At 69.5% G+C, this 8,982-nt stretch carries 4 protein-coding genes and 1 pseudogene; 1 reads left to right on the top strand and 4 read right to left on the bottom strand.

Translation table 11 applies throughout. The features are described from left to right. Nucleotides 1–278: 278 nt before the first annotated feature. The 3 genes from ARC20_RS16405 to ARC20_RS16395 all read right to left on the bottom strand — a co-directional run bounded on the left by ARC20_RS16405 (nucleotide 279) and on the right by ARC20_RS16395 (nucleotide 4,455). Complete coding sequence (locus ARC20_RS16405; RefSeq protein WP_057649068.1) at nucleotides 279–1,523, bottom strand: TCR/Tet family MFS transporter; 1,245 nt, start codon at nucleotides 1,521–1,523, stop codon at nucleotides 279–281. Nucleotides 1,524–1,592: 69 nt separating this feature from the next. Further along, the gene (locus tag ARC20_RS16400) at nucleotides 1,593–3,806 is read right to left on the bottom strand and encodes a lytic murein transglycosylase (RefSeq protein WP_081418243.1); all 2,214 of its coding nucleotides are present in this window, start codon (nucleotides 3,804–3,806) and stop codon (nucleotides 1,593–1,595) included. 247 nt (nucleotides 3,807–4,053) lie between these two features. Beyond that, nucleotides 4,054–4,455: a YchJ family metal-binding protein gene (locus tag ARC20_RS16395; protein ID WP_081418242.1), complete on the bottom strand. Its 402-nt coding sequence runs from the start codon at nucleotides 4,453–4,455 to the stop codon at nucleotides 4,054–4,056. A gap of 107 nt (nucleotides 4,456–4,562) precedes the next feature. On the opposite strand from ARC20_RS16395, the gene ARC20_RS16390 reads away from it, so the two are divergent. Further along, on the top strand, nucleotides 4,563–5,339 hold the full coding sequence (locus ARC20_RS16390; RefSeq protein ID WP_057649074.1) for a sulfite exporter TauE/SafE family protein: 777 nt from the start codon (nucleotides 4,563–4,565) through the stop codon (nucleotides 5,337–5,339). A gap of 45 nt (nucleotides 5,340–5,384) precedes the next feature. Here ARC20_RS16390 and ARC20_RS16385 read toward each other — a convergent pair. Beyond that, a pseudogene (locus tag ARC20_RS16385) lies at nucleotides 5,385–8,978 on the bottom strand (ATP-binding protein); the annotation flags it as partial. Between the last annotated feature and the right edge of the window lie 4 nt (nucleotides 8,979–8,982).

Raw genomic sequence — 8,982 nt, 5'->3', positions numbered from 1 at the left:
GGACTTTTTCGTTTCGTCAACACCTCGTTTCCGAGGAAGTTGACCGCTTCGTCTCCGTGACCCGAAGGTCGTTTCGTCGAAGCGAGCCGCACATCTTAGCCGGCTTTTTCATTCCGTCAACACCCTGTGAAAGCGAAGTTGGCGTCGTCTGCGTTTCCGCCGAAGCGTTGTCGTTGACGAGGTGGCGCAGTGTAGCGATACAGCGCAATGCGTCAACTCTTGTGTGTGTCATTGACCACATGCGATACGCGCGCACATGCATGCGCGCATGCGCTGCATCAGGTCGCTGCGCGCTCCGGCGCGGCTGCGCGCCACCAGGCCACCCACCAACCACATGCGAGCAGCAGACCCGCCAGCAACCAGGGCGCGCCCGGCACATGGATTGCCGCATGGCGGTCGATACCCCAGGCGAATACGTTGGCGAACAACAGCGGCCCCGCCACGCCGGCCAGGCTGATGAGGCTCATCAACGCGCCCTGTATGCGCCCTTGCACTTCCGCGCCCACGCGTCGGGTGATGAGCGCTTGCGCGGCCGGTCCCGCGACTGCCCAGAGCGAACTGATGGGCACGCCGATGAGGAACGCGCGGCCACTCCCGGCCATGCCATAGATCGCGAAGCCCACGACCCCACACCCCAGGCCAAACAGCAACGCGCGCCGTTCTCCCAAACGCGCCACGATGCGCCCCACCAGCAGCGCGTTGACCACGATGCTGCACACCCCCACCAACGCGAGTACCCAACTCACTTCGCGCGGCCCCCAGCCGTAGAGGTAGCCAGCAAACAGCACGAATATGCTCGGATACACGTAGTGCGCGAGGTTGGCCAGGAAGATCACCGCCGCCAGGCCAAACACCGAGGGATAGCTGCGCAGCAGCTTCAGCGCGCCGAACGGGTTGGCATGGCTCCAGTCGAAACGCGGGATGCGCTTCTCCGGCGGCAGCGATTCGGGGAGCACGAACCAGCCATAGAGGAAATTGGTCAGCGACAAGGCGGCCGCGAACCAGAACGGCCAGCGCAGTCCGAAACCCCCCAGCCATCCGCCGATCAACGGCCCGGCGACAAACCCGATACCGAACGCGGCCCCGAGCATCCCATAAGCCTGGGCCCGCTTCTCCGGCGAGGTGACGTCGGCGATGTAGGCGTTGGCGGTGGAAAAGCTCGCCGAGAACACCCCGGAGAACACACGCGCCAATAGCAGCAGCGGCAATGTGTGCGCGACGGCCATCAGCAGGAAATCCATGCCCAGGCCAAAGCACGACAGCAGGATCACCGCGCGCCTGCCGTAACGGTCCGACAGCGCGCCCTGGATCGGCGAACAGAAGAACTGGATCGCGGCGAAGAGGAAGCCGAACCAGCCGATCCAGTGCGCCGCATCAGCGTAGTCGCCGCCGGTGAACTGCCGCACCAGGTCCGGCAGGACCGGAATCACCACGCCGAACGACAGCACGTCGATCAGCACGGTGATGAAGATGAAGATCATCGCCGCGCGGCGCGGCCCTGGAACCGGAAACGAGGCAGGCATGGTGCGGACCCCAACACGGAAGTCCGCAGTGTAATGAAGCGCGCCGCCGGCGGGCGGCGCGCCGCGCGGTTACAGCGGCGTGCTGTCGATGGTCTGGCGCAGGACGTGGCGCGCGCCCGGCGCCAGCTCGATCACGTCTGGCCCCGCGTTGGCCGCTTCCAGGCACACGTATTGCCGCCACCCTTCGCGCACGTCGTCCATCTTCGCCGCGCCCGCTTCGCCCGGGTTCCAGGCCACGAGGGTCTTGCTGCCTTCGGTTCGCAGCTCGATGCGGCGACGCAGCACCGGGTCCACCAACCCGTAGCGGCCGCCAGCTTCCAGGTAGATGCGATCGCTGCGGCCGGGGTCGCGCGGATCACGCAGGCTCCAATCGCCCTGCTGGCGGTGGGCGACCGCATAGTTCTCGAACTTGTCGAGGTAATCCAGGCCATCGACGCCCTCCGTGCTGACCTGCAGCGCATCACCGACGTGGAAGTAGTTGTGCAGCGCCTGGGTGAAGCGCACGGTCTCGCGGCCCACGTTCTCGGTTTCCAGCGACTGCTCCAGCGTGCGGCCGATGCGCACGGTCATGCGCAGGCGCAACGACAGATCCTCCATCACGGGCGGCGCCATGTGCAGCACCACGGTGCCGTCGGCTTCGCGACTCGCATCGACCAACTGCCACGGCACGGTGCGCACGAAGCCGTGCGCGGGCACGTCGCCGGTCTGGTCCTGCCGGCCGAAGTACGGCCAGCACACCGGCGTGCCACCGCGGATGGGCGTGGGCGTCGGCTTGGCCAGCGGCGACAGCCACATCACGTCCTCCTGCCCGGCCGGCACGAAGGACAGCAGCTGCCCGCCGAACAGGCTGATGGCGGCCGTGGAATGCGGCGTGCTGACCAGCAGCGAGGGGAAGCCGTGGAAATCGCCTGTGCTCAGGCCGGGGACGTCTTTCATGGCGCGGTGCTTGCTCACGATGGGGGATTGGACGAAACGAGGATAGGCGGCCGGCAGTGTGAAGGCCGTCCCCTTCAGCGCGACAGGGGCCGGTGCTTCGGCTTTCAGTGCGACCAGGATGGACTGCCCCGCCCTGCCGTCGGCGGGCTGCAGGCCAAGCCGCTGCTGCTCGGTCTGGATGGCGCGCCGCGTGGCGGTGCCGAGCATGCCGTCGGCGCCGCCGAGTTCATGCCCGCGCGCGATCAACAGGCGTTGCAGTTCACGGCGATGGGCGCGATCCAGCCCGGGGTCCGGCGTCGGCCAGGCGGTGGCCAGCCCCGGCTCGCCGCGCAGGCGATCGGAGAGCAGCGCGATGGCCAGCGCATAGCTCTCCGCGGCGTTGTAGGCGTAGATCGCATCGTAGTTGGCGAAGACGAGGAACGCCGGGCCCTGCGCGCCGGTGGGCAACAGCACGGCCGCCGGGGTGTCGTCGGTGATGCGGGACAAATGCGAAGGCCGGCCTTCCACCTCGCGCACGCCCAACGCGCGCCATTCCCGCCAGGGCCGGCGCTGCTTGCGGCCGGTACGCGTGGCATCGAAGCCTTCCGGCAAGATGACCTCCTCGCCCCAAGGCTGCCCGCTTTCCCATCCCGCGCGCGCCAGGTAGTTCGCCGTGGACGCCAACGCATCGGGCACGCTGGCGACCAGATCGCGGCGCCCATCGCCATCGCCATCCACCGCGATGCGCCGATAGGTCGTGGGCATGAACTGGGTCTGCCCGAACGCGCCGGCCCACGAGCCGGTGGGCGCAGCGGCCAGGTCGCCGTCCTGCAGCAGTTGCAGCAGCGCGAACAGTTCGCCGCGGAAGAACGGTTGGCGGCGGCCTTCGCACGACAGCGTCGCCAGCGACACCAGCAAAGGGCGCTTGCCGGTGACCCGGCCGTAATCGCTCTCCACGCCCCACACCGCCACGACGGTCTCGGCATCCACGCCGTACTGCGCGGCAATGCCATCGAGCAGGCCGCGGTACCGCGCCAGGAACGCCTTGCCGTCGGCCACGCGCTCCTCGTCGACCAAGGCGGCCAGGTAATCCCACAGCGGCGTGGTGAATTCCGGTTGCGCGTCGAGCAGGGCCAGCACGCTGGCGTCCGGCTGGACCTGTGCCAGATGCTGGTCGAACGTCGCGGCGTCGATACCCTTTGCCTGCGCGCTCTCACGCAGGCTCGTCAGGCAACGCGTCCAGGCCGCATCGTCAGCGGCAAAAGCGGGCGCGCAGCCCAGCAGGCCGCATGCAAGCAGCCCAACGCGCACCGCGCGCCACCGCTCAAGCCAGATCGCGGAACACCCCGGGACCACGCGCCAGCTCATCAGGCCGCTCCGACCCGACGACCATCGGTCGCGCGCTCGAACGGCGGGGAGGCCAGCGGATCATCCAGGCGGCCAGGGCACCTGGCACGAGGACACCGAATACCACGACCCCGATCAACATCCATAACCAGAGACTGAGGTTGCCCATCGCCGTCCCTTTGCCGAACCACGGCCCTGCCTATCCCGGAAGCCAGCATAGCCAGCGCGCGCGAACGCGGCGTGCAGACCGCCTTCACGGGGGGCCGGCTCACACCGCGTCCAGGTAGAACCACTGGCCGTCCTCGCGGACGAAGCGGCTGTGCTCCTGCATCCGCACGGCGCTCCCGCCGCCCACCCGGTACCGGGCGCGGAATTCGACCTCGGCGCGGTCCGGGCCGGTGTCGGCGGCGCGCAACACGTCCAGCCCCAGCCAGATGGTGCGCGCGCCCGCCGGTTCGTCCAGCGACAGCGCCGGCGGGCGCGTGGTGGCGTGCCAGGTGCGCAGCAGGTAGTCGGCGTCATGGCGGACATAGGCGCTGTAGCGCGAACGCATCAGCGACTCGGCATCCGGCGCCGGCGCGCCGGCGTGGTAACGGCCGCAGCAGGTGGCGTACGACAGGGGGCGTCCGCAGGGACACGGATCGGCGGGTGGACGGCGCGAAACATTCATGCCCCGATTGTGCGGCCTGCGCCCGCCCGGCGCACCCGCCTTCCGGCGCATGGGCAGGCCGGCAGGCAGCGCGTATGCTGGCGCGCCCTCGCCCGCCTGCCACGCCCGTGCTCGACTTCCTGCCTACCGAACTGCCGTGGCTGCTGTGCATCGCCTTCGCCGCCGGCCTGGTCGATGCGGCGGTGGGCGGTGGCGGGTTGATCCAGCTGCCCGGGCTGTTCGCCACGCTGCCGCGCGAAGTGCCGGCGGTGCTGCTGGGCACCAACAAGTTCAGTTCGATGTTCGGCACCGGCATGGCGACCTGGCGCTACGCACGCAACGTGCGTTTCCCATGGCGCCCGGTGCTGTATGCCGCGACCACCGCCTTCGCGTTCTCCTTCCTCGGCGCCACCGCGGTGAGCCTGCTGCCGCGCGAGGCAGTGCGTCCGCTGATCCTCGTCCTGCTGGTGGCGATGCTGGCCTACACGCTGGTGAAGAAGGATTTCGGCGCGCTGCACCGGCCACGCGAGATCGGCCGCAGGGAACTGGCGATGGCACTGGGCATGGGCGCGGCGATCGGTTTCTACGACGGCTTCTTCGGCCCGGGCACGGGCAGCTTCCTGATCTTCCTGTTCATCCGCTTCTTCGGCCTGGACTTCCTGCGCGCCTCGGCGGCGTCGAAAGTGGTGAACCTGGCGACCAATGTCGCCGCGCTCGCCTTCTTCCTGCCCAGCGGCAAGATCCTGCTGGCCGCGGCGATCCCGATGGCGGCGGCGAACGTGGCCGGCGCGTTCACCGGCACGCGGCTGGCGCTGCGCGGCGGCACGCCGCTGATCCGGCAGCTGTTCCTGGTGCTGGTGATCGTGCTGATCGCGCGCATGGGCTGGGACACCCTGCGCGGCTGAGTCCGGGGCGCCTGCCTGCGCCCCGTCGATGGATCATTTCTTCGGCTTGGCCGGCTTCTTCGATGCGGCCGGCTTGGCGGCGGCCTTCGCCCTGGCAGGCTTGGCCGAAGCGAGTGCCTTCTTCGGCGCGGCCACCTTCCTTGCGGGCTTGGTGGCCGCAGGCTGCTTCGCCTTCGGCTTCGCTTTCGCCGGCGGCTTGGCCACTTCGACGGCCGCCGCCAGGGCGGTCTCCACGACCGGCTCTGGCTGCGGCGGCACTTCAACCGCCCCGCCGCGCGCCCGCTCGGGCAACTTCAACCGGTTCGCCTCGTCGTCGTACTCCACCAGCAGCACGCCGGAAGTGTGCCGCCCGCTGATCTCCACGAAACACGCGCCGCCGATGAACGGCTCCAGCGTCATCACCGACTTCAGCGGCGTCGCCACGATCATCTGGAAACCGAAGTTCTCGAAGATGTTCATCGCCAGGGCGGTGAATTCGTTGTCGGCCTTGTCGAACGCCTCGTCGAGCACGACCGCGCAATAGCGCGGCAGCTCGCCATCCTCGCCGCCCAGCTGGTAGCGCAGCGCCGCCGCCAGACAGGTGGTCGCCAGCTTCTGGCGCTGCCCGCCGGACTTGCCGGCGCCGCTGCGGTAGATCTCGATCTGCGCGCGGGTGAGCGCATCCAGCTCCACGCCGACGAACTCCACGTGCAGGCGCACGTCCAGCACCTGCTCGCGCCAGCGCCGCTGCTCGTTGTCGTCGGCGCCCAGCCGGGCGACCAAACCGCGCAGGGTGTCGAACTGCGCCTCGGCCAGCGCGCGGTCCTCGGTCTGCTGCTGCGCCAGCACCGAGCGCAGCTGCTGCTGGAACTCCTGCACTTCCGGCAGCCGGCGGTCGCTCACCTCGATGGTCAGCACGGTGCCGCGGTTGAACGGCACCTGCTCCAGGCTGGCGTTGACCTCGTCCATGCGCTGGCGGATACCCTTGTGCGCTTCGGCAGCATGCCGCTGCAGCGCCAGCAGGTTGTTCTTGCTCTGGGTCTGCAGCAACTCGAAGAAGCGGTTCTCGTGGCGCGGCAGGCCGTCGCTTTCCAGCCGGTCCAGGCGGGCGAGGAAATCGTCCGCGCTGGCCACGCTCACGGTGAAGTCGCCGCTGTCTTCCGGCCACTGCTGGCAGTACTTGCGGAAACAATCGACCAGCAACTGGCTCAGGCGGCTGTCGCGGCCCTGGCTTTCGGCCAGCTGTTCGGCCAGGCCCCGCTCGACCACGCGGAAGTGCGCTTCGAGGTTGTCCAGGCCCAGCGTGGGCAGTTCCGCCAGGCGTTGCTGCAGGCCTTCCAGCTGGGTGGGCGTCAGCGAACCGCCGACCCGGCCCTGGCTGGCCTGCTGCAGGTGTTCCAGCCGGCCGCGCTCGCGCGCCAGCTGCGCGCGCTCCAGGCGCACGTCCTCGTAGGTGCGGCGCGCCTGGTCGCGCAGGCCGCGCGCGTGTTCCAGCGCCTGGCCCAGTTCGCGCAGGCCGGTATCGCCTTCGCGCAGCTGGCGCAGCTGCTCGTCGATATCCGTCAGGCGCTGCAGCTTCGGGGCGACGTCGATCTCGTCCCAGTCGCGCTCCACCAGCGTATGCGCGGCGAGGGTGCGTTCCTGCCCCTGCTCGCGCTGGGCGCGCAGGGCGGCGACATCGGCATCGCAAGCAGCGATGCGCTGCGCCAGCTGCTGGCCCTCGCGCTCGAAGACCTTGAGCTTGTCGCGGTTGTCGTAGCCGAGCAGCCAGCGCTTGCGATCGCCCACCGCGTGGCGGTCGTCCTTCTCGTAGCGATCGCCCGGATGCTTGACCTGGCCCTCGCGGGTGATCGCCTTGTCGGCGTTGCGCAGCGCGGAGGCGTTGTCCACGCAGTCGTAATCGAAGCGCCGCGCCAGTTCATGGCGAAGCCAGTCGGCGTGCGCGTGCTCGCGCAGCAGCAGCTTGCCGGGCAGGCTGCGCGCGGACGCTTCGCGCGGCTGCAGGTTCTCATTGCGGCGCACGCGGAAGTAGACCAGCCGGGTGCCCAGGTGGGTGCGGTTGGCCCAGTCGGCGACCTGCGCATGGTGCCGCTCGTCCACCAACAGCGACTGCGCGAAGCCATGCAGCACGCGCTCGATGGCGCCGCGCCAGGCGATCTGGTCTTCGCGCACCTGCAGCAGTTCGCCCACGAACGGCAGCGCCGCTTCGCTGAGCCCGGTGTCCTCGCACAGCCGCGCGCGCAGCGCCTGCATCGGCGCCGGGATGCTCGACGGCGCCTTCTTCAGTGCCTCGATCTCGGCACGGATGACGGCAAAGCGGCGTTCGTCCTCACGCCGCTCGGCCATGCGTTCGGCGATGGCCTCGTCCACCGACCCGGCCTGCTCGCGATTGCCGGCCAGCAGCTCGCGCGCATGCGCGACCTGTTCGGCAAAGCCCACCGCGCTGCCCGCCAGCCCCGTGCCAAGCTGACGGCACGCCTGCTCGATCTGGCTGCGCCGGCGCGAACGCTCGTCGCGCTCGCGCTCGATGCGGGTACGCTCACGCTCCAGTGCCTCGATCTGCTCGCCGCCCTGCGCCCGCTGCTCGCGTTCGAGCCCGGCCAGCTTCTCTTCGTGGTTGTCGAGCGACTCGCGGCGCTGCCCTTCCTCGCCGGCAAGGCCGCGATCCTGCGTATCGAGTTCGATCAACCGCGCCTGCAGCAGCTCGGCGCGTCGCTGTTCGCGATACCCATCCACGCCCAGCTGCAGTTCGCGCAGTTCGCCGACGCTGCGGCGCAGGGCCATCAACGCGGCATGGTGCTCGCGCGCGGGGGAAAGCGTTTCGACCTGCCGCCGCGCGGTGACCACCGCCTGGTGCGCGCCATCGAGCTCGGCGAAATCCTCGACCAGCCGGTCGGCGGCCTCGAAGGTACGCGGCTCGTCGAGCATGAAGCCGCGCAGGAAGGCATTGAGGTCGCCCAGGTTCTTCGCCGACTGCGTCTTGTGCAGCAGGCGCAGCGCCATCTCGTTGCCGATGCCGAGCAGTTCGCGGAAATGCTCGGCATAGCCGGCGAAGCTGTCGAAGTGCTGCACGTCCTCGCCCAGCCGCGCGCGCAGGCGGCGCAGGTCCAGGTCGAAGCCTTCCAGTTCGGTGGCGATGTCGAACGGCCGCTTCGCCACCAGGTAATGCCGGCGCACGTCGGCCGCCGCATTGCCGCTGCCGGCAATCCAGAACAGCCGCACCAGGCTGACCACCTCGCCCAGGGCGTTGTGGTACTCCAGCACCAGCGCGGTCCAGGTAGCGCCGGCGCGCAGGTACTGGGTGGCGATCTCGCCGGAGCTGCTGTCCTGCTGGTCGGCCCAGGCGCCGCGCACGTAGGAGACGAGGTTGCGGTCGCGCCCGCTGCGCTCGGCTTCGCGCGCGGCGGCGTTGAAATCCACGATGCTCGGTGGCGTCAGCAGCGCGGACATCGCATCCAGCAGCGTCGACTTGCCCGAACCCGAGCGGCCGACGAACAGGAAGCCGCGCTCGGCGATCGGCACGTCGGTCAGGCCACTGAAGGTGCCCCAGTTGTGCACCTGCAGGCGGCGCATGCGGAACTGCCGCGCGCGCGGGTCGAGCGTGGCGTCGTTGAACAGGCCGGTGGGCTGCAGCGCGGGCGAACGGGTCAGCTGGTTCATCGGC

The sequence above is a fragment of the Stenotrophomonas panacihumi genome (assembly GCF_001431645.1).
In the GTDB taxonomy this organism is placed as follows: Bacteria; Pseudomonadota; Gammaproteobacteria; order Xanthomonadales; family Xanthomonadaceae; genus Stenotrophomonas_A; species Stenotrophomonas_A panacihumi.
Note: the sequence above shows the minus strand (reverse complement) of the source record. Positions and strands in the feature narration are given on the sequence as shown.

Excerpts from the sequence above, each read along its gene's own strand:
- ARC20_RS16400 (WP_081418243.1), bottom strand. The coding sequence starts at position 3,806 with ATGAGCTGGCGCGTGGTCCCGGGGTGTTCCGCGATCTGGCTTGAGCGG.
- ARC20_RS16395 (WP_081418242.1), bottom strand. The coding sequence starts at position 4,455 with ATGAATGTTTCGCGCCGTCCACCCGCCGATCCGTGTCCCTGCGGACGC.
- ARC20_RS16405 (WP_057649068.1), bottom strand. The coding sequence starts at position 1,523 with ATGCCTGCCTCGTTTCCGGTTCCAGGGCCGCGCCGCGCGGCGATGATC.